Consider the following 19,790-nt stretch of genomic DNA (forward strand, 5'->3'; position numbering starts at 1 on the left):
CATGGCAAAACTCGATATTTCACGCGCCGTCCAGATCCTGCGCGAGACCGCCGCCCCAGGTGGCCAGTCCGTCGTCCTGCACGAGCCGCGCTTCGCCGGCGCGGAGTGGGACTATGTCAAGGACTGCCTCGACACGGGCTGGGTCTCGTCGGTCGGCGCCTATGTCGACCGCTTCGAGAAGGAGTTGGCGGAAGCCTTCGGCGTTCGCCGCGCCATCGCCGCCGTCAACGGCACGGCCGCGTTGCACATTGCCCTGATGCTCGCCGGCGTCAAACCCGGCGACGAGGTGCTGATCCCGGCGCTGACCTTTGCGGCGACGGCCAATGCGGTCGCCTATTGCGGCGCCATTCCGCATTTTGTCGACAGCTCGATGGACACGCTTGGGCTCGATCCCGACGCGCTCGACGCCTGGCTTTCGGAGATTGCCGAACCGGGTCCCGACGGTCCGGTCAACCGCAAGACGGGCCGCAGGCTGGCAGCCGTCGTTCCGATGCATGCCTTTGGCCATCCGATGGCGATCGACCGACTCATAGAGGTCGGCGAAAAATGGGGGATTCCGGTCGTCGAGGACGCCGCTGAATCGCTTGGCACGCTGTCGAACGGGCGTCCGCTCGGCGGGCGCGGCAAGGTCGGCATCACCAGCTTCAACGGCAACAAGATCATCACCACCGGCGGCGGCGGGGCGATTCTGACCAATGACGAGGAACTGGGCGCCCGCGCCAAGTACCTGACGACGACCGCCAAGCGCCCGCACCGCTGGGCCTTCTGGCACGACGAACTCGGCTACAACTACCGCCTGCCGAACCTCAACGCGGCGCTCGGCTGCGCGCAGCTGGAACAGCTGCCGACCTTCCTCGCCGCCAAACGGCGCCTGGCCGAGCGCTACCGGCAGGCCTTCGAGGGCGTCGAGGGACTTCGCTTCTTCGTCGAACCGGAGGGTGCGAAGAGCAATTACTGGCTGAACGCCGTCATCCTCGACGATGCCGCGCAACGCGACGATTTCCTCGCCGCGACCAACGATGCCGGCCTCATGACGCGCCCTTGCTGGGCCCTGATGTGCGACCTGCCGATGTACGAGAATAGCCCTTCGATGCCGCTGCCGGTCGCCCGCGCCATCGAGCAGCGCCTAGTCAACATCCCCAGCAGCGCCGTACTTGGATTGGAGGACGGGGAATGAATGAAGCGACACCGATGCCGGTAGCTGAGCTTACCTATCCTGAAGGGATCGGGACGGCCATCGCTTCAGCGCACGCCGCTGCAAGTAAGGGCAGAATGGATGAGGCTGTTCGATGGTTCGATCTTTGCCGCACGCTCCTGACGACACTGTCGCCTGCGGCCGCATTGAAAAAGCGCGTCGATGCCAATGCTCAGGGCCGGAGACGTGAGGCAGACAAGTTTCACAAGGCAATCATGGATCGCGCATCGAGCGATCCTGCAACGCGAGTGGCAATTTTTGCGGACTCTCTCGCCTTGCCACGGCCCGAGGAAATGGATGCCTTCCCCGGAAATCTGGAGACTACCTACCCCGGCATTATCAATGCTCGCCTGCAAGCGGCACCCGCAATCAAGGGTGCCTCCGTGTGGGCTCATTGCGAACGCTATTTCACGACCAATGACTTGATCAAGCTGCTGCTTGAGCATCCGGAATCGGTAAGAGATGCGCATGTGCTGGTGCACCTCGGTCTCAACGATTGTGCCATCCGCATGTACATGGATGATCAGCGGATCGCGGTGGGTCTGCTTCCTGACGATATAGCCAGCCAAGTCCTGGCGTTTAGCAGTAAATATCGGAAAGCCCTTATCGAGGCTTTTCCATATTTTTCTTATGTCCCGATCCAGAACTTCACTGCGAACCTGCATCGGATCGCCCAGATTACGAAGTCCCTCAATGCGCAAAGCCTTACCTTTTCGACAACGATCGTGGTGCCTGAGAAGTTTTGGCCAGCAACACCGGGGATCTGTCGGAACTTCACCACATACAATCTTGAAACGATGAATGTCGCGCACCAGGTCGGAGCCAATGTGCTCGATGTAGACCGGCTTATGTGGGGCAGAGACGTCGAGGTTTCGCTGAACAAAGATGGTATGCATTTGTCACCGATCGGTCACGAACTGCTCGCATCTTCCTGGCTGAAGTCTACGTTCAACATCTAGGCGAATTCATGCGCATTCTGATCATTGGCAATGGCTCCATCGGGAACCGCCACGCGAGGCTTCTGGCCTCTGCGGGCCATGAGATAGCTGTGCTGTCGGCTCGTCCGGTCGTGGATCATCGCGGATTTACAAGCCTCGAAGACGCATTGACTGATTTCTTGCCGGATTTCGTGATCGTCGCGAGCGTCACGAGCCGCCACGGCGCGGACCTTGATGCTCTTTCGGCGTTGGGCTACTCGAAGTCAGTGCTGGTAGAAAAGCCGCTTCTTCAAACAATCCCCAAGGGAGGGATCACGAAACCGGCAATGCCCGTCCAGGTCGCTTACAATCTAAGGTTCCATCCAGTCATCATCGCCTTGCGGAAGGCGCTTGAGGGAAAAACGATCTTCGCGACCCACATCATCGCGGGCCAACATCTATCCCAGTGGCGCCCCGGACGGGACATGCTGTCCACCTATTCCGCAAGCAAGGCAGCGGGAGGCGGCGTGGTTCGAGACCTTTCGCATGAACTCGATCTGGCGCAGCATGTGCTAGGCCCGCTATCGCTCATAACCAGTCACAGCGCGCGGGTGGGAAATGTTACGGTCGACAGCGAGGACGTCGCTGCTGCCATTCTTTCCTCCACGTCGTGTCCACTCATTACCATCCACTTGAACTATCTCGATCGCCAGCCACGCCGGCATTGGTTAATCATAACAGAAACCGGTCCGATCGAGGTTGACCTGATCAAATCCACACTCAGCATCAACGGCAATGTCGAGACGATTCCGCTTGCTCCCGATGAGACCTACAAGCGGATGCACCAGGCCGTGCTGGCGGGAGAAACCGGTCCGTGCGATTGGGACGAAGGCATTGCCGCCGTGGTATTGGCTGACAGGATAGCGCCATTATGACACAGACACAGACACCTACACCGACGTTCGTTTGCACGATTTGTGCCCGTGGCGGCTCCAAGGGCGTGCCGGGCAAGAACATCCGCATGCTGATGGACAAGCCGCTGATCGCGCATTCGATTGCGCAAGCCAGGGCGACAGGCCTCTTCGCGGCTATCGCGGTCAGCAGCGACAGTGACGAGATCCTGGATACCGCGCGCGAACATGGTGCCGACCTGCTGATCAAGCGCCCCGATGAACTGGCCTCAGACACGGCCGGAAAATTGCCGGCAATCCTTCATGCCTTGACGGAAACCGAGACCCGCTTGGGCGTCGTCGTCGACTATCTCATTGATCTCGATGCAACCTCGCCGCTGCGTTTGCCGGAAGATATTCAGGCTTGCGCAGATCTTCTGACCGAGACCGGTGCAAGCTGCGTGATCACCGGCACCCCGGCCCATCGCTCCCCCTATTTCAACCTGGTCGAACGAGCGCCGGACGGGACCGTTCACCTCAGCAAGCAATTGTCGTCACCGGTCCTGCGGCGGCAGGACAGCCCGGAATGCTATGATATGAACGCTTCGATCTATGGCTGGCGGCGCGATGTGCTGCGCGACGATCCGAAGGTATTCTACCCGGATACCCAACTGTACGTCATGCCGCGGAATCGCTCCATCGACATAGACGAGGAAATGGATTTCGCCATCGTGACGATGATCATGCAGCAAAGGCAAGCCAAATGACTTATTTTCCAACGCAGTTCGATCTGAGCGACCGAGTTGCCGTCGTCACCGGAGGCGCAGGTTTTCTCGGCAGGCATTTCTGCCGGGCCCTGGCCTCTGCAGGCGCGAACGTCGTCGTCGCCGACCGCAGCCAGGAAGACGCCGATGCGGTGGCCCACGAACTTCCCGGGAAACCGCTTGCCATCGGCATTGATCTGGCGAACGAGGACCAGATCGTCGCGATGACGCAGAAAGTGACCAGCCACTACAATCGTCTGGACATACTGCATAACAATGCAGCCACTAAGCCGAAGGAACTCCGCCGCTTCTTTGACCCAGTGGAAACCTTCTCCATGGAGATCTGGCATGAGGTCATGCGCATCAATCTCGACGCCATGTTCATGGTAGCGCGGAACATCGGTGGCTTCATGGCGAAGCAGGGGCGGGGCAGTATCGTCCAGACCGCCTCGATCTACGGTGTCTATGCTCCTGATCCCCGCATCTATGAGGGGTCTGACTACCTTGGCGGACCGATCAATACGCCCGCAGTCTACAGCGCCTCCAAGGCAGGCGTCGTCGGGCTGACGAAGTACTTCGCCACCTATTGGGCGCCCCAGGGTGTGCGGGTGAACACACTGACGCCCGGCGGTGTCGAGAGCGGCCAGAATGATGTTTTTCGCGAGAAATACGGTGCGCGCGTCCCGCTCGGACGCATGGCCAAGCCCGAGGAGATGACGGGCGCCCTGCTATTCCTCGCCAGCGATGCCGCGAGTTACGTCACCGGGCAAAACATCATTGTCGATGGAGGTCTTAGTGCCTGGTAACAGCCGTCTGATATAGCGATCGGTTTGCGCCTCCGCCCCAAGCCCAATCAGGAACCCCACCATGCCCCACCATCCCGTCCTTCGTTTCCATGGCGCCGCAGGTACGGTGACGGGGTCCTGTTTCCTCATCGATCTGGGTCCGGCGAAGGTGCTCGTCGATTGCGGTATGTTCCAGGGGTCGAAGAGCGAGAAGGAACTGAACTATCGCGAGTTTCCCTTCGTCGCCGCCGAGATCGACGCGGTCATCCTGACGCACGCGCATATCGACCATTCGGGCCTCCTGCCGAAGCTCGCCAAGGCGGGCTTTGACGGGCCGATCTTCGCGACGCGCGGCACCGTCGACCTATGCTCGGTGATGCTGCCGGATTCGGCTCATATCCAGGAGAGCGAGGTCGACCAGCTCAACCGCCGCAACCAGCGGCGCGGCCGTGAGATTGTCGAGCCGATCTATGATGCGACGGACGCCGCCCGCGCGGTGACGATGATGCGCACGGTGGCGCTGAAGACCTGGCAGCAGGCGGTGCCCGGCCTGCGCTTCCGTTTCTGGAATGCCGGCCATCTGCTCGGTTCCGCTTCAGTCGAGATGGAGATTGAAGCGCGCGACAAGGTGCTGCGGCTCATGTTTTCCGGCGATATCGGCCCGAGCCACAAGCTCCTGCAATACGATCCCGAGGCACCGAAGGACTTCGACTATGTGATCTGCGAAAGCACCTATGGCGACACCGACCGCGAGATCGTCGACGAGCGGGCGAGGCGTCATGCGCTGGAAGCCGAAGTGCACATGGCTGCCAACCCCAACGGCGCGCTGCTCATCCCGTCCTTTGCCGTCGAGCGCACCCAGGAACTGCTGGCCGATCTCGTTCAATTGATGCGCAGCGGGGCGATCGAGACCTGCCCGATCCTGATCGACTCGCCGCTCGCCACCCGCGCCAGCGAGATCTTCCGCCGCCATGCCCGAGAACTGGAAAACGGCAAGCTGCTGGCCGAGGCGATGGAGGCGCACAATGTGCGCTTCACCGAGACGGTCGAGCAGTCCAAGGCGATCGACAACATGCGCGGCTTTCACATCGTCATTGCCGCTTCCGGCATGTGCGAGGCCGGCCGCATCCGCCACCGGCTGAAGAACTGGCTGTGGCGGGAAGAAGGAACGGTGCTCCTCGTCGGTTACCAGGCCACCGGCACGCTCGGCCGGATCCTACAGGATGGCGCATCGACCGTACGCATCCAGGGCGACGAGATCACGGTTCGCGCACGCATCCGCGAACTCGACATCTACAGCGGCCATGCCGATGGCCGGGAACTGACCGAATGGGTGAAGGGCCGCCAGCCGATCCGCGCCGGAACCTTCCTCGTCCACGGCGAGGAAGGCGCGCTCTCAGCCTTCAGCCAGCGTCTTGCCGGCTTCCTGCCGCCCGAGCGCATCCTCGTGCCGCGCATCGACGGCGCATTCGAACTCGGCGCCGAAGGAGCCGTCGACATTTCGGAAAGCAGGCCGCCGCGCATCGATCCCGCCCGCCCCGGCCACAAGGATTGGCACAACGATTTGCAGTCGCTGGTACTCGACCTGCAGGACGAACTGGCCAAGGCCGGCGACGACAAGGCGCGTGCCGTGATCATCCGGCGGCTGCGCCGCGCGCTCGGCGAATAGCGGATAATAAGTACCGACGGCTCAGTTGCTCGGCATCGGCCTGGTGAGCACGAAGGCGGCGCAGGCGACCAGGATCGCCCCGACCAGAAGCTTCAGCCAGAGCTGCGGCGGACCCGCGAACCAGACGATCAGATAGCTCGCCGTCATTAGCGAAACCGAGGCGATCTTGGCATTGCGCGAGATCGCGCCCTGCCGGCGCCAGTCGATCAGCGGCTGGCCATAGCGCGGATGGTCGAGCAGCCATTGCTCGAAGCGCGGCGAGGAGCGGGCGAACAGCGCGGCGGCCAGGATCATGAACGGCGTCGTCGGCAAGACCGGCAGAAAGACGCCGACCACACCGATCCCGACCATCAGCCAGCCGCCCGCCAGCATCAGAATGCGCATTGCGTCTCTCCGTCAATTCCGCCGCGGTCCCTTATGGTCCGGCCGCTGCGACAATAGTTGATACACAATAGCAAGAAATCAATATGCTGGCATGGGCCATGAACGCGGTAAAATGCAGCAGCCTGGGTCGCTGTGCTCCCTCACGCCGGAACCTCGGCCAGAACCGGCCCGCCCCCGTTCGGGTCGCATACGACCAAAACGCCGCAGCCACAGGCGGCGATCCCGATCGGCACTCCAGCTCGGCGTTCCACATTTCTGCAACGCGGCCCGGAATTCGCCAATTGCGGCAATTTTTCATTTGCACAACAAGGGGCGCGATTGCATGGTCGGGGTTTCTTCATCCAGACGGAATTCAAGGACCATGACTGCAGATACCATCGTTCTCGGCGCCGGCATTGTCGGTGTTTCCACTGCCATTCACCTGGCGCGTCGTGGAAGGTCGGTGGTACTGGTCGACCGCCGCACCCCGGGCGAGGAAACCTCCTTCGGCAATGCCGGCCTGATCCAGCGTGAAGGCGTGGTGCCCTACGGCTTCCCCCAGAATCTCGGCCTGATCCTGCGCTACGGCCTCAACAACCGCATCGACGCGCACTACCACATCCAGGCGATGCTGAAGCTCGTGCCGTTCCTGTCGCGCTACTGGTGGCATTCGAACAAGTCGCGCCACGAGGCGATCGCGCGCGCCTATGCGCCGTTGATCGAGAACTCGATCAGCGAGCACAAGGACCTGATCGAGGCGGCCGGCGCCGAGCATCTGATCCGCAAAGACGGCTGGGTCGAGGCCTTCCGCAGCAACGGCGTGCGCGATACCGAGTTCGCCGAGGCCGACCGTCTCGTCCGCGAATACGGCATCAGCTATACCCGTCTCGACAAGGCGGATCTGGCCAAGGCCGAGCCGCATCTGAGCCGCGATTTCATCGGCGGCCTCAAATGGAACGATCCATGGTCCGTGCGCGATCCGCATGGGCTGACCTCGGCTTATCTAAAATACTTCGAAAGCCTAGGCGGCCGTTTCGTCACGGGCGACGCGACCACGCTTTCGCCCCGCGCCAGCGGTGCCGGCTGGCAGGTGAAGACGGACGAAGGCCTGGTCGAGGGCAAGGATGTCGTTCTGGCGCTCGGTCCCTGGGCCGAGGAAGTCACCCGCAAGCTCGGCTACAATTTCCTGCTCGGCGTCAAGCGCGGCTATCACATGCACTATGCGCCCGCCGGCAATGCCAAGCTCAACAACTGGCTGATGGACAAGGAGCGCGGCTATTTCCTCGCGCCGATGAACAAGGGAATTCGTCTGACCACCGGCGCGGAATTCGCCTATCGCGATGCGCCGAAGTCGCCGGTCCAGCTCGATCGCGCCGAACGGGTCGCCCGCACCATCTTCCCGCTCGCCGAGCGCCTGGATGCCGAGCCGTGGATGGGCGCACGCCCCTGCACGCCGGACATGATGCCGATCATCGGCAAGGCGCCGCGCCACCAGGGCGTCTGGTTCGCCTTCGGTCACGCCCATCATGGGCTCACCCTTGGCCCGGTCACCGGCCGGCTGATCGCCGAGGCGATGACGGGGGAAAAGCCGTTTCTCGACATCTCGGCCTATCGACCGGAGCGCTTCAACCCGTAAAGCGCGGTCTGCGGCGACACCGAAGACAAAATCCATGCCCCCGGTTCGGAAACAGACCGGGGGCATCGTGCTTTCATGGCCCTCCCCCTCGGTTCCGTGCAGCGCCACCGCGCGGTGCGCAACAGCCTTCCGCCCGCGTCCAAAGCACCCGGAAGACTTTGTCTGCGGCGACAGGCTGGAAATGCCGGAAATTCGGTGCTAAGGTCTTTTTCGGTCGATCGACCAATTTCGCCGCCCCTGCGGGCGGCAGACCGGACAAAAAGCGATGCACCCGATGCGTCACCGGTCGAGGGGTTCGCAGGTACTGGCAAGGTTATGGTACGCTTTCTGATCTACAACGCGAAGTCGGCCCACCGTTAGCGGTGCACCTCTGCGCGCGCGTGTTTCCACGCCTCCAAGATCAGTTCGACCTTTTCCCTTGTTACGGTGCCTCATGGACATTGATAGTTACGCACGAAAATTTTTCGCCGAAAATCCCGACATCGAAGTGCTGGAAGCCTTCGTCATCGACGTGAACGGCGTTCCCCGCGGCAAGTGGATCCCGCGGGAACGGGCGCTGGACGTCCTGACCAACGGCATGGCGATCCCGCGCTCGGTCTATGCGCTCGACGTCTGGGGCCGCGACGTCAATGCGGCCGGCCTGGCCGAGGGCACCGGCGACCCCGACGGCCTGTGCTTCCCCGTGCCCGGCACGCTGTCGCGCGTCACCTGGCTGTCGCGGCCGACAGCGCAGGTGCTGCTCGAAATGCGCAATCCGGACGGCACCGGCTTCTACGCCGATCCGCGCCAGGTGCTCGCCGCCGTGCTGGAGCGCTACAAGAAGCTCAAGCTCACCCCGGTGGTCGCGACGGAGCTGGAATTTTACCTGATCGACCCGGTCCGCTCGGCGCTCGATCCGGTGCGCCCGCCGAACACCCGCGACGGACGCTGGCATACCGGCCAGACCCAGGTCCTGTCGATCTCCGAGCTGCAGGACTTCGAGGAAGTGTTCTACGGCATTTCCGCCGCTGCCCGCGCCCAGAACGTGCCGGCCGACACGACGCTGCGCGAGAACGGACCCGGCCAGTACGAGATCAACCTGAACCACGTGCCGGATGCGCTGGCCGCCGCCGACTATGCGGTGCTGCTCAAGAGGATCGTCAAGGGCGTGGCCCGCTGCAACGATCTCGACGCCACCTTCATGGCCAAGCCCTACGGCATGCAGGCCGGCAGCGGCATGCATGTGCATTTCTCCGTGCTCGACGAGGACGGCAAGAATATCTACGTGGGCGAAGACGCGCCCTCGGACCGCCTCATGCATTCGGTCGGCGGGCTGCTGGAAGCCATGGGCGAGAGCATGGCGATCTTCGCCCCGCACCAGAACTCCTATCGCCGGTTGACCCCTTCGGAACATGCGCCGACCTATGCGTCGTGGGGTTTCGACAACCGTTCGGCCGCCGTGCGCGTGATTACCGCGTCCAAGCCCGCCACCCGCATCGAGCACCGCGTCGCCGGCGCCGACACCAATCCCTATCTGGTCATCGCCATGATCCTGTCGGCGGCGCTCGCCGGCATGAAGGAGAAGACCTCCCCCGGCGGGGCGATTTCCGGCGACGAGCATGCGATCAGCCACGAGCCGCTGCCGACCAACTGGGATTACGCGATCCAGCGCTTTGCCAAGTCGAGCTTTGCCTATGCGGCGCTCGGGCCGCAATATCGCGGGCTCTACGCGGCCTGCAAGCATCAGGAACTGGCGGAATTCGCGCTGCGCGTGACCGATGTCGAATACGACGCCTACATCAGGACGGTGTGACATGAGCGACAAGAACAGGACTTCCGAAACCAATCCCGGCCATGCCCCTTCCTGGTATGCCCATTCGGCCAATGACAAGACGGTGCGCCCGAGCCTCGAAGGCGAACACACGGCTGATGTCTGCATCGTCGGCGCCGGGTTCACCGGCATTTCCGCCGCGCTCCAGCTTGCGGAAAACGGCTACAAGGTGATCGTCGTCGAGGGCGAGCGCGTCGGTTTCGGCGCGTCCGGCCGCAACGGCGGGCAGATCGTCAACGGCTACAGCCGCGACCTCGAAACCATTGCGCGGCGCTACGGCCCGGAAAGGGCGGCCCGCCTCGGTGAAATGTCGCTGGAAGGCGGTCGGATCATCCGCGAGCGCGTCGCCAAATACAACATCGCCTGCGACCTGGTCGATGGCGGCTTCTTTGCCGCTTTCACCGACAAGCAGGTGCGCGAGATGGCGCATGTGAAAGCCCATTGGGAGACGCACGGCCATACCGGTCTCGAAATGGTCTCCAAGGCCGAGGTCGGCAAATATGTGAAGTCCGACCGCTATGTCGGCGGCATGATCGACAAGTTCGGCGGCCATATCCATCCGCTCAACCTGGTGCTCGGCGAGGCGGCTGCTGTCGAGAGCCTCGGTGGCAAGATCTACGAGCAGTCGCGCGTCAGCGGCGTCGACATGGGCGCCAATCCCGTGGTGCGCACCGCCAGGGGCAGGGTCACGGCGAAATACGTGCTGGTCTGCGGCAATGCCTATCTCGGCAACCTTCTGCCGAAGATCACCGACAAGATGATGCCGGTCTCCTCCCAGGTCATGGCGACCGAACCGCTCGATGCGAAACTGATCGAGGAGCTGCTGCCCGCCAACTACTGCGTCGAGGATGCCAATTACGTGCTCGACTACTACCGCCGCACCGCCGATAACCGGCTGCTCTACGGCGGCGGCATCGGCTATGGCGGCCAGGATCCGGCCAACCTCACCGGCGTCATCCGCCCGAACATGCTGAAGACCTTCCCGCAGCTTGCGAACACGAAGATCGAATTCGCCTGGAGCGGCAACTTCGCGCTGACGCTGACCCGCATCCCGCACATGGGCAAGCTCGCCGACAATGTCTACTTCTCGCATGGCGACAGCGGCCATGGCGTGACCACGACGCACCTGCTCGGCAAGATCCTCGGCGAGGCCGTTGCCGGCCATTCCGGCCGCTACGACGTCTGGTCGTCGCTGACCGCCCTGCCCTTCCCTGGCGGCAAGACCTTCCGCGTGCCGCTCACCGTGCTCGGCGCCTGGTGGTACGGCATGCGCGACAAGCTCGGCGTCTAAGGAGAACCCCATGCGTACCGTCACAGTCGCGGCAACCCAGATGGCCTGCAGCTGGGACATTCCAGGCAATATCGCCCGCGCCGAAAACCTGATCCGCAAGGCGACCGCCAAGGGCGCGCAGATCGTGCTGATCCAGGAACTGTTCGAGGCCCCCTATTTCTGCCAGGACCAGATCGGCGATTTCTTCGACATGGCGAAGCCCTTCGAGAACAATCCGCTGATCGCGCATTTTTCCAGGCTCGCCGCCGAACTGAACGTCGTTCTGCCGGTGAGCTTCTTCGAGAGGGCCGGACAGGCCTTCTTCAACAGCGTGGCGATCGTCGATGCGGACGGCACGGTGCTCGGGCTCTATCGCAAGAGCCACATTCCCGACGGTCCGGGCTATACGGAAAAATACTATTTCTCGCCCGGCGATACCGGCTTTCGGGTCTGGCAGACGAAGCACGCCCGCATCGGCGTCGGCATCTGCTGGGACCAATGGTTCCCGGAAGCCGCGCGTGCCATGGCGCTTGAGGGTGCCGAGCTCTTGTTCTACCCGACCGCGATCGGCTCGGAACCGCAAGATCCGACCATCGACAGCGCCGCCCACTGGCAACGCGTCATGCAGGGCCATGCGGCGGCCAACATCATGCCGGTGATCGCGTCGAACCGCATCGGCACGGAGCCGGGCCGCAAGGGCACGGAACTCACCTTCTACGGCTCCTCCTTCATCGCCGACCAGACCGGCGAAAAGGTCGCCGAGGCGGACCGGGCAAGCGAAGCGGTCCTCACCGCCACCTTCGACCTTGACGGCATTGCCCGCCAGCGCAGCAACTGGGGCCTCTTCCGCGACCGCCGGCCGGAGCTCTATACGCCGCTTTTGACGATGGACGGGCGGGTTTGAGTGAACGGTCCGGCAGGTCAGACGCACAGAACCCCCTCACCTGCAATTTCTAGCACTTGGCTTACGCCAAGACGCTGAAATTGCTTCCTCTCCCACAAGGGGAGAGGGACTTTCCGCCGTGCACGACGCTCCGCCTCTCCCCTTGTGGGAGAGGTTACAAAATCACGACGTTAGCGCAGCTAAGTTGTAGATTTTGTTGGTGAGGGGGAAAGCAGGAGAAGCCTAGGCTGCCGTGTTTTGCAGCCCGCCAGCACATTGTCGGCGACGCTCTCTTTCGCTCGTTCATGCCATGCCCCTCACCCTGACCCTCTCCCCGTAAACGGGGAGAGGGGACGGCCACGGCGGTGCCGCATGGTCCTTCTCCCCGTTTACGGGGAGAAGGTGCCGGCAGGCGGATGAGGGGCAGACCTCCTTGCAGGCAGCAGTCAGGGCACCCTCCCCTACCCCAACCCCCGCATCGCATCCGCGACAATCCCCTCGACGCTCTGGTCGATGTCGACCGTCACCACGCCCGGCTCGCCGGTCGGCACTTCGAGCGTTGCGAGCTGGCTGTCGAGCAGGGAGAGCGGCATGAAATGGCCGGTGCGGGCGCCCATGCGTTCGGTGAGCAGTTGGCGGGAGCCGTGCAGATAGACGAAGGCGAGCGAGCCGCCGGTCGCGGCGCGCAGGCGGTCGCGATAGACCTTCTTCAGCGCCGAACAGGAGACGACGATCCCTTCCCCGCGCTTGAGCGATGCGGCCATTTCCGCGCCGATGATGTCGAGCCATGGCCAGCGGTCGTCGTCGGTGAGCGGCGTGCCCTTCGCCATCTTCTCGACGTTGGACGGCGGATGCAGCACGTCGCCCTCGATGAAGGCGAGGCCCAGCCGTTCCGCGAGCAGCGCGCCGACCGAGGACTTGCCGCAGCCACTCACCCCCATGACGATGATCGCCGCCGGGCGGCTGGTCGAAAATTCCTGCAAGTGCGCGTGCTCCCGATACGGCGACATGCCGCGAGCCGCGACCTTACCGGGCGGTGCCGTGATTTCAACCCGCGACAGCCGGCCATCCACGGCGCGTGCGCCGAAGGTCCGAATGCCGCGCCCAGGCTTGGGCTTGAGCTTGGGCTTGGGCTTGGGCTTGGGCTTGGGCTTGGGAACCATGCCTCAGCCGGCGCGGATCTCCGCCGCGATCTTTTCCGCCATGGCGATGACAGGCGCATTGGTATTGCCGCCGATCAGGGTCGGCATGACCGAGACGTCGACGACGCGCAGGCCGTCCACCCCGCGCACCTTGAGATGGGGATCGACGACCGAGGCCTCGTCGCCGCCCATGCGGCAGGTGCCTGCGGGATGATAGATGGTTTCGGCCCGCGCCCGGATGGCGGCCTCCAGCTCGGCATCCGAGCTTCCGGTCGGGTAGAGTTCGCGGCCGCGATAGCGGGCGAGCGGACCGGCCTCCATGATGTCGCGCATCAGCCGCGTGCCGGCGATCAGGCCGTCGAGGTCGCGGCGATCGGACAGATAGGCCGGATCGATCAGCGGCGCCGCCATCGGGTCGGCGCTCTTCAAGCCCACGCGGCCGCGCGAATGGGGCCGAAGCAGGCAGACATGGCAGGAATAGCCGTAGCCCATGTGCATGCGCCGCGCGTGGTCGTCGACCATGGCGACGACGAAATGCAGCTGGATGTCGGGACGATCGAGTGCCGGATCGGTCTTCAGGAAGGCGCCGGATTCGGCAAAGGTCGAGCGTAGCAGGCCGGTCCCTTCGCGCTTCCATTCGCCCGCCGCCTTGCCCATGGCCTTAAGGCCGGTGAAGCCGATCCCGAGCAGGTCGGTGTCGGCGGAGCGGTAGACGCTGGTGTAGTCGAGATGGTCCTGTAGGTTCGCGCCGACCTCCGGGCGGTCGGCGACGACAGCGATGCCATGGCGGCGCAATTCGTCGGCCGGGCCGATGCCCGACAGCATGAGAAGCTGCGGCGATTGCAGCGCGCCGCTGCAGACGAGCACCTCGCGGGCGGCGAGTGCCGTCTCCTCGCGCCGCCCGATGCGATAGGCGACGCCCGTGGCGCGGCCCTTGGTCGTGAGGATGCGGCTCGCCCGGGCACCGGTGACGACGGTCAGGTTCGGCCGGCCGAGGTGATCGTGCAGATAGGCGGCGGATGCCGAGCAACGCTCGCCCTTTTTCGGCCCCGTCCAGAACTGCGTTGCCTGATAGAGGCCGAGCCCCTCCTGATCCTCGCCGTTGAAGTCGTCATTGGCTCGAAAGCCGCGCGATACGCCCGCCTGGATGAAGGCCTGGTTGATCGGCCGGGCCCAGTCGGCGTTGGAGACCTGCAAGGGACCGCCCGCGCCATGCAGCGCGGATGCGCCGCGCTCGTTGTCCTCGGATTTGAGGAAATGGGGAAGCATGTCGGAATAGGACCAGCCCTTGCAGCCGCCCGCCGCCCAGTCGTCATAGTCCGAGGCATGGCCGCGCACATAGAGCATGGCGTTGATCAGGCTCGAGCCACCGAGCCCGCGGCCGCGCGGCTGGTAGGCACGCCGGCCGTTGAGTTCCGGCTGCGGCTCGCTCTCGAAGCACCAATTGGCCGAGCGCAGCCGTCCCGGCACAATTGCCGCAGCACCTGAGGGAACCCGCAGCAGCAGGCTACGACCATTGCCACCCGCCTCCAGCAGGCAGACCCTGACGTCGGGATCCTCGCTCAGCCGCGCCGCCAGTACCGAACCCGCCGAACCACCGCCGACGATCACGTAGTCGAACATATGAGCGCCCCTCCCAAAGCCACCCAGCGAGTCTTAGCCCGCACATCTTCCGTTTACGTAAGCGTATGTCGCCCCGCGTCGCCACTCAAGGGGGCGCCGTGCCGCAAGGCCCGACTTTACCGTTAAAACACTCCATGCGGGCGGCCTGACGAAAAACCCCGCCGCTCGGCAGGAGCGACGGGGCTGAAGGAAATGCAAGTGTAAGTCCGATAAATCAGGCGGCCGGAACTGGTACGGTCGCAACAGGTGCGGCAGGTGCTGAAATGACCTGACGGCCGCTGAACTCGTCGATGCCGAGCAGGAAATTGATCTGCGGCCGCGTCTTGACCAGATCGTCGATCGTATAGCCGGAAAGAACGTCGAAGAAGGCGTTGAGCGCCTTGCGCAGAGCCGAGTTGAGGCCACAGCTGTCGATCAGCGGGCAATCGCTGTCGCCATCGTCCTCGAAACATTCGGCCATGGCGAAGCTGTCCTCGGTGACGCGCACCACATCGAACAGGGTGATCTTGTCGGCCGGGCGTCCAAGGCGAATGCCGCCATTGCGGCCCCGCACGGTCTCGACCAGGCCGGCCTTGGTCAGCGGCTGAAGAATCTTGAACAGAAAGAGTTCGGATACGCCATAGGCCTTGGCGATCTCGGGGATGCGGCTCAGGTGATCCTTGTTGGCTGCCGCATACATCAGCATGCGAACCGCGTAATTCGTCTGTTTTGTCAATCGCATGCGGATCTCCCTGAAGGCTTTGCGGGACTCATATAGCGGATTTCGTAGTTTTGAACAATTCCAAAATACTCATGTTCACGCTTCACGTGTTTGTGACGCCATTTCAGCGCCGTTGACAGCGCCGTTGACAGCGCCACGCAATTCATGAATATGCCGCTCAACAAATATAAGCACTCGAGGAAGGAGTTACCATGTTTGCGACGAAAAAACTGTACGCCACCCTACTGGGAATGACGGCAATCGCGGCCACGTCCGGCGCTGCCCTGGCGGACGGCGAGGTCAATGTCTACTCCTATCGCCAGCCTGAGCTTATACAGCCTCTTGTCGACGCCTTCACCAAGGAGACCGGGATCACCGCCAATGTCCTGTTTCTCGACAAGGGTCTGGTCGAGCGCATTTCCGCCGAGGGCGCCAATTCTCCGGCCGATGTGATCCTCACCGTCGACATTGGCCGCCTGGTCGAAGCCAAGGATGGCGGGGTCACCCAGCCGCTCGAGAACGAGATCATCAACAAGGACATCCCGGCGCAATATCGCGATCCGGCCGGCGAATGGTTCGGGCTGACCACCCGCGGCCGTGTCGTCTATGCTTCCAAGGAACGCGTGCCGGAAACCGCTATCACCTATGAGGAACTGGCCGACCCGAAGTGGAAGGGCCGGATCTGCATGCGCGACGGCCAGCATTCCTACAATATCGGCCTGTTCGCCTCCATGGTCGCCCATCACGGCGCCGAGTATACGGAAAAGTGGCTGACCGGCCTGAAGAACAACCTCGCCCGCAAGCCGGACGGCAACGACCGCAGCCAGGCCAAGGCCATCATGGCCGGCGAATGCGACATCTCTCTCGGCAATACCTATTACGTCGGTCTGATGATGACCAACGAGAAGGACCCGGAAGAGAAGGAATGGGCGGCCGCCACCAAGATCCTCTTCCCCAATGCCGCCGACCGTGGCACCCATGTCAACATTTCCGGGATGGCGCTCGCCAAGCATGCACCGAACAAGGACAATGCGGTCAAGTTCATGGAATTCCTGTCGTCCGGCAAGGCGCAGGAAATCTATGCCGAGCAGGTGTTCGAATATCCAGTCCTGCCGGGCGCCAAGGTGTCAGACGTCGTCGCGTCCTTCGGCGAGATCAAGCCGGACACCCTGCCTCTCGTCGACATCGCCGCCAACCGCAAGACGGCCTCGGAACTGGTCGACAAGGTCGGCCTCAACGACGGCCCGACGAACTGATCGACGCCGGAACGTGCACAAAAGGAAACGGGCCCCAGTGGGGCCCGTTTTTTGTTTGAGTGGTTTGTCAGCCGTGCGAACCGGCTTACTTCATCGTCGGGATGGAGAACTCGGCGCCGTCCTTGATGCCCGAGGGCCAGCGCGAGGTGACCGTCTTGGTGCGGGTCCAGAACTTGATCGAGTCCGTGCCGTGCTGGTTGAGGTCGCCGAAGGACGAAGCCTTCCAGCCGCCGAAGGTGTGGTAGGCGAGCGGAACCGGGATCGGGACGTTGACGCCGACCATGCCGATGTTGATGCGGCTGGTGAAGTCGCGGGCGGCATCGCCATCGCGGGTGTAGATCGAGACCCCGTTACCGTATTCGTGCTTCATCGGCAGGGAAAGCGCTTCCTCGTAGTTCTTGGCGCGAACGACCGAGAGAACCGGTCCGAAGATTTCGGTCTTGTAGATGTCCATGTCCGGGGTGACGTCGTCGAACAGGCAGCCGCCGACGAAGTAGCCGTTTTCATAGCCCTGGAGCTTGAAGCCGCGGCCGTCGACGACGAGCTTGGCGCCTTCCTCGATGCCGCGGTCGATCAGGCCGAGGATGCGGGTCTGGGCTTCCTTGGTGACGACCGGGCCGAAATCGGCCTTTTCGTCATTGTAGGGGCCGATGCGCAGCTTCTCGACCATCGGGGCGAGCTTGGCAATCAACTTGTTGGCAGTTTCCTCGCCAACCGGAACGGCGACCGAGATCGCCATGCAGCGCTCGCCGGCCGAGCCGTAGCCCGCGCCGATGAGGGCGTTGGCTGCCTGGTCGAGGTCGGCGTCGGGCATGATGATCATGTGGTTCTTGGCACCGCCGAAGCACTGGGCGCGCTTGCCGCTCGCCGTCGCCGTCGCATAGACGTAGCGGGCGATCGGGGTCGAGCCGACGAAGGAGACGGCGCCGATGTCGGGATGGTTGAGGATCGCGTCGACCGCGCCCTTGTCACCGTTGACGACGTTCAGCACACCGGCCGGAAGTCCGGCTTCGATCATCAGTTCGGCCAGGCGGATCGGCAGCGACGGATCGCGCTCGGAGGGCTTGAGGATGAAGGCGTTGCCGCAGGCGATCGCCGGCGCAAACATCCACATCGGGATCATGCCGGGGAAGTTGAACGGGGTGATGCCGGCGCCGATGCCGACCGGCTGGCGGATCGAGTACATGTCGATGCCGGGGCCGGCACCTTCGGTGAACTCGCTCTTGGAGAGATGCGGAATGCCGATGACGAATTCGCAGACTTCGAGGCCGCGGATGATGTCGCCCTTGGCGTCCTCGATCGTCTTGCCGTGCTCCTTGGAGAGCATTTCGGCCAGTTCGTTCATGTTGTCGTTCAAGAGCTGTACGAACTTCATGAAGACGCGCGCGCGGCGCTGCGGATTGGTGTTGGCCCAGCCCGGCTGCGCTTCCTTGGCGTTCTGCACGGCAGCGTCGAGTTCGGCGTCGCTTGCCAGCGCTACGGTCGCCTGGACCTCGCCGGTTGCCGGGTTGAAGACGTTGCTCGAGCGTCCGCTCGTGCCAGCGACGTGCTTGCCGCCGATGTAATGGCCGATTTCACGCATGGATGTGCCTCCTCAGGGGTCTTTTGACTGGGGTCGAGTATGCGCCTTGATTTGCACAACGCAACAGGATGTTTTACGTATCCGTTGTGCAGGAATTGATGCTCGAATTTTGAGCTGCCCCTCCCCAACCCCTCCCCACAAGGGGGAGGGGCTCGGCTCGCATCCGTTGGATCGCTTGAACAGGGCCTTCAGATTTTTGAGGGGCGATCCTTCAGTCCGGGACAGGACCATGGATTTGAGCCAACTAGTCCATTGGCTATGGACAAGAGGTGCAGGGGTGCGACGCTCGGTGCGTCACTATCCTTCACGGGCGTCAGAGGACAGTGACGCCAGCGCTCTAGGCTGGGTCAAGCCCCTCCCCCTTGTGGGGAGGGGTTGGGGGAGGGGAAGTGACACGAACAAAGGAGACCCCTCATGAACTGGGATGACGTACGCATGTTCCTCGCGGTGGCCCGCTCCGGCCAGATCCTCTCCGCCTCGCGCCGGCTCGGTATCAACCATGCCACGCTGTCGCGCCGCATCACCGCGCTCGAGGAATCGCTGAAGACCCGGCTTCTCATCCGTCGCACCAATGGCTGCGAACTCACCCCCGAGGGCGAGGTGTTCAGCCGGGCGGCGGAGCGCATGGAAACGGAAATGCTCGCGGCCCAGTCCGACATCGGCCGGGTCGACAGCGCGGTCGCCGGCACGGTCCGGATCGGCGCACCGGACGGATTCGGCGTCGCCTTCCTCGCTTCGCATCTCGGCACGCTGACGCGGCGCTATCCGGCCCTGAAGATCCAGCTCGTGCCGGTGCCGCGCGCCTTCTCGTTGTCGCAGCGCGAGGCCGATATCGCCATCACCGTCGAGCGGCCGGAACAGGGCCGCCTCATCTCGTCCAAGCTCACCGACTATACGCTCGGGCTGTACGGCTCGCGGGCCTATCTCGCCGAAGCGGGTACACCGGCCGACATCGAGGCCCTGCGGACACACACGCTGATCGGCCATGTCGAGGATCTCGTCTATTCCGCCTCGCTCTCCTATACCGGCGAGATCATGCGCGGCTGGGAATCCTCGTTCGAGATTTCCTCGGCGATCGGCCAGACGGAGGCCGTGCGCTCCGGCGCCGGCATCGGCATCCTGCACGACTACATCGCCCGCCAGCATGCCGAACTGGTGCGCATCCTGCCCGAAATCACCATCCGCCGCGCCTATTGGACGACCTATCACGAGAGCGCGCGCGAACTGGTCCGCGTGCGCACCGTTGTACAGTTCCTGCAGGAACTGGCCGACGAGAACCGGCGGATTTTTGTGTGAGGCAAAGGC

At 63.3% G+C, this 19,790-nt stretch carries 17 protein-coding genes; 12 read left to right on the forward strand and 5 right to left on the reverse strand.

The genetic code is table 11. The annotated features are described in order from the left end of the window. Nucleotide 1: 1 nt before the first annotated feature. The 6 genes from RHIZ70P_RS00160 (at nucleotide 2) to RHIZ70P_RS00185 (ending at nucleotide 6,220) form a co-directional block, all read left to right on the forward strand. Nucleotides 2–1,177 carry a LegC family aminotransferase gene (locus RHIZ70P_RS00160; RefSeq protein WP_115668366.1) on the forward strand — a complete coding sequence of 392 codons (1,176 nt, stop codon included), beginning with the start codon at nucleotides 2–4 and terminating at the stop codon, nucleotides 1,175–1,177. Continuing rightward, nucleotides 1,174–2,154: an SGNH/GDSL hydrolase family protein gene (locus tag RHIZ70P_RS00165; RefSeq protein ID WP_147293953.1), complete on the forward strand. Its 981-nt coding sequence runs from the start codon at nucleotides 1,174–1,176 to the stop codon at nucleotides 2,152–2,154. Before RHIZ70P_RS00160 ends, RHIZ70P_RS00165 begins: the two co-directional genes overlap by 4 nt. Before the next feature lie 8 nt (nucleotides 2,155–2,162). Further along, entirely contained in the window at nucleotides 2,163–3,047 is an 885-nt protein-coding gene (locus RHIZ70P_RS00170) for a Gfo/Idh/MocA family protein (protein WP_115668368.1), read from the forward strand. Then, a complete protein-coding gene (locus RHIZ70P_RS00175; RefSeq protein WP_115668369.1) occupies nucleotides 3,044–3,769 on the forward strand; it encodes an acylneuraminate cytidylyltransferase family protein in 726 nt (241 codons plus the stop codon). Before RHIZ70P_RS00170 ends, RHIZ70P_RS00175 begins: the two co-directional genes overlap by 4 nt. Continuing rightward, nucleotides 3,766–4,572 carry an SDR family oxidoreductase gene (locus tag RHIZ70P_RS00180; RefSeq protein WP_115668370.1) on the forward strand — a complete coding sequence of 269 codons (807 nt, stop codon included), beginning with the start codon at nucleotides 3,766–3,768 and terminating at the stop codon, nucleotides 4,570–4,572. The genes RHIZ70P_RS00175 and RHIZ70P_RS00180 overlap by 4 nt, the downstream gene beginning before the upstream one ends. Nucleotides 4,573–4,633: 61 nt before the next feature. Beyond that, nucleotides 4,634–6,220: an MBL fold metallo-hydrolase RNA specificity domain-containing protein gene (locus tag RHIZ70P_RS00185; RefSeq protein ID WP_115668371.1), complete on the forward strand. Its 1,587-nt coding sequence runs from the start codon at nucleotides 4,634–4,636 to the stop codon at nucleotides 6,218–6,220. A gap of 21 nt (nucleotides 6,221–6,241) precedes the next feature. On the opposite strand, the gene RHIZ70P_RS00190 is transcribed toward RHIZ70P_RS00185, so the two are convergent. Further along, nucleotides 6,242–6,604, reverse strand: a complete 363-nt coding sequence (locus RHIZ70P_RS00190; protein ID WP_115668372.1) for a YbaN family protein — start codon at nucleotides 6,602–6,604, stop codon at nucleotides 6,242–6,244. Between the two features lie 361 nt (nucleotides 6,605–6,965). Here RHIZ70P_RS00190 and RHIZ70P_RS00195 point away from each other — a divergent pair, with 361 nt between their 5' ends. The 4 genes from RHIZ70P_RS00195 to aguB all read left to right on the forward strand — a co-directional run bounded on the left by RHIZ70P_RS00195 (nucleotide 6,966) and on the right by aguB (nucleotide 12,203). Continuing rightward, entirely contained in the window at nucleotides 6,966–8,219 is a 1,254-nt protein-coding gene (locus tag RHIZ70P_RS00195; RefSeq protein ID WP_115668373.1) for an NAD(P)/FAD-dependent oxidoreductase, read from the forward strand. Nucleotides 8,220–8,652: 433 nt separating this feature from the next. Further along, nucleotides 8,653–10,011 (forward strand): glutamine synthetase family protein, encoded by a 1,359-nt coding sequence (locus RHIZ70P_RS00200; RefSeq protein ID WP_115668374.1) that lies wholly within the window; start codon nucleotides 8,653–8,655, stop codon nucleotides 10,009–10,011. 1 nt (nucleotide 10,012) lies between these two features. Next, on the forward strand, nucleotides 10,013–11,320 hold the full coding sequence (locus tag RHIZ70P_RS00205; protein ID WP_115668375.1) for an NAD(P)/FAD-dependent oxidoreductase: 1,308 nt from the start codon (nucleotides 10,013–10,015) through the stop codon (nucleotides 11,318–11,320). A gap of 10 nt (nucleotides 11,321–11,330) precedes the next feature. Continuing rightward, the gene (gene aguB / locus RHIZ70P_RS00210) at nucleotides 11,331–12,203 is read left to right on the forward strand and encodes an N-carbamoylputrescine amidase (protein ID WP_115668376.1); all 873 of its coding nucleotides are present in this window, start codon (nucleotides 11,331–11,333) and stop codon (nucleotides 12,201–12,203) included. A 440-nt stretch (nucleotides 12,204–12,643) separates the two neighbouring features. Here the strand turns inward: aguB and RHIZ70P_RS00215 are convergent, their stop codons facing one another. From RHIZ70P_RS00215 to rirA, 3 genes are all read right to left on the reverse strand, one after another. Continuing rightward, a complete protein-coding gene (locus RHIZ70P_RS00215) occupies nucleotides 12,644–13,192 on the reverse strand; it encodes a gluconokinase (RefSeq protein WP_115668377.1) in 549 nt (182 codons plus the stop codon). A 156-nt stretch (nucleotides 13,193–13,348) separates the two neighbouring features. Beyond that, the gene (locus RHIZ70P_RS00225) at nucleotides 13,349–14,947 is read right to left on the reverse strand and encodes a GMC family oxidoreductase (protein ID WP_115668379.1); all 1,599 of its coding nucleotides are present in this window, start codon (nucleotides 14,945–14,947) and stop codon (nucleotides 13,349–13,351) included. Nucleotides 14,948–15,161: 214 nt separating this feature from the next. Continuing rightward, entirely contained in the window at nucleotides 15,162–15,668 is a 507-nt protein-coding gene (rirA, locus tag RHIZ70P_RS00230) for an iron-responsive transcriptional regulator RirA (RefSeq protein ID WP_115668380.1), read from the reverse strand. 230 nt (nucleotides 15,669–15,898) lie between these two features. On the opposite strand from rirA, the gene RHIZ70P_RS00235 reads away from it, so the two are divergent. Further along, nucleotides 15,899–16,903, forward strand: coding sequence for a Fe(3+) ABC transporter substrate-binding protein (locus tag RHIZ70P_RS00235; protein WP_235842126.1), 1,005 nt, complete (start codon nucleotides 15,899–15,901; stop codon nucleotides 16,901–16,903). A gap of 85 nt (nucleotides 16,904–16,988) precedes the next feature. On the opposite strand, the gene RHIZ70P_RS00240 is transcribed toward RHIZ70P_RS00235, so the two are convergent. Continuing rightward, complete coding sequence (locus tag RHIZ70P_RS00240) at nucleotides 16,989–18,485, reverse strand: CoA-acylating methylmalonate-semialdehyde dehydrogenase (protein WP_115668382.1); 1,497 nt, start codon at nucleotides 18,483–18,485, stop codon at nucleotides 16,989–16,991. A 414-nt stretch (nucleotides 18,486–18,899) separates the two neighbouring features. Here RHIZ70P_RS00240 and RHIZ70P_RS00245 point away from each other — a divergent pair, with 414 nt between their 5' ends. Next, a complete protein-coding gene (locus RHIZ70P_RS00245) occupies nucleotides 18,900–19,781 on the forward strand; it encodes a LysR family transcriptional regulator (RefSeq protein ID WP_115668383.1) in 882 nt (293 codons plus the stop codon). Nucleotides 19,782–19,790: the final 9 nt, after the last annotated feature.

Origin of the sequence: Paenirhizobium selenitireducens ATCC BAA-1503 (assembly GCF_900492185.1) — a bacterium.
GTDB lineage: Bacteria > Pseudomonadota > Alphaproteobacteria > Rhizobiales > Rhizobiaceae > Allorhizobium > Allorhizobium selenitireducens_A.